This is a genomic window from Rhodococcus jostii NBRC 16295 (assembly GCF_001894825.1).
GTDB classification, from domain to species: Bacteria; Actinomycetota; Actinomycetes; order Mycobacteriales; family Mycobacteriaceae; genus Rhodococcus_F; species Rhodococcus_F jostii.
Genome location: NZ_BCWY01000246.1, coordinates 1 through 1,105, shown reverse-complemented (window position 1 = coordinate 1,105; position 1,105 = coordinate 1). Strand labels below are relative to the sequence as shown.

The window sequence follows — 1,105 nt, the reverse complement described above, 5'->3', positions numbered from 1 at the left end:
GAGGGCGCCCGGATCTGGGACTCGAACGGCAAGAGCTACCTCGACGGACTGTCCGGACTGTTCGTCGTCCAGGCCGGACACGGCCGCACCGAACTGGCCGAGGCCGCCGCCAAGCAGGCCGAACAGCTGGCGTTCTTCCCGCTCTGGTCCTACGCCACCCCACCGGCCATCGAACTCGCCGAACGCCTCGCCGGCTACGCCCCCGGCGATCTGAACCGGGTCTTCTTCACCACCGGCGGCGGCGAGGCCGTCGAAAGCGCCTGGAAACTGGCGAAACAGTACTTCAAGAAGGTCGGCAAACCCGGCAAACACAAGGTCATCTCCCGCTCCATCGCCTACCACGGCACCCCACAGGGCGCTTTGGCGATCACCGGCATCCCCGCGCTGAAGGCCCCGTTCGAGCCGCTCACCCCGGGCGCGTTCCGGGTCCCGAACACCAACATCTACCGGGCCCCCGCACCCCTGGACACCGACCCGGTCGCGTTCGGGATCTGGGCCGCCGACCGGATCGCCGAGGCCATCGAATTCGAGGGCCCCGACACCGTCGCCGCCGTCTTCCTCGAACCGGTGCAGAACGCCGGCGGCTGCTTCCCGCCGCCGCCCGGCTACTTCGAGCGGGTCCGGCAGATCTGCGACGACTACGACGTGCTGCTGGTCTCGGACGAGGTGATCTGCGCGTTTGGCCGGATCGGGTCGATGTTCGCGTGCGACGACTTCGGGTATGTCCCCGACATCATCACCTGCGCCAAGGGCCTCACCTCCGGGTATTCACCGATCGGGGCGATGATCGCCTCGGACCGGCTGTTCGAACCGTTCGCGGACGGTTCGTCGATGTTCGCCCACGGCTACACCTTCGGTGGGCACCCGGTGTCCGCGGCGGTGGCGCTGGCGAACCTGGACATCTTCGAACGCGAAGGCCTCAACGCGCATGTGGCCGCGCAGGCGCCGGCGTTCCGGGCCACCCTCGAGAAGTTGACCGATCTGCCGATGGTCGGGGACGTGCGCGGCGAGGGGTTCTTCTACGGCATCGAACTGGTCAAGGACAAGGCCACCAAGGAGTCGTTCACCGACGACGAGGCCGAACGGATCCTGCACGGATTCCTCT

The 1,105-nt window shown here is 67.7% G+C and carries 1 protein-coding gene; it reads left to right on the top strand.

Annotation, left to right across the window (positions count from 1 at the left end; translation table 11 throughout):
• A partial coding sequence (locus RJ1_RS44995; protein ID WP_073371176.1) for an aspartate aminotransferase family protein occupies positions 1-1,105 on the top strand: 1,105 nt, incomplete at both ends.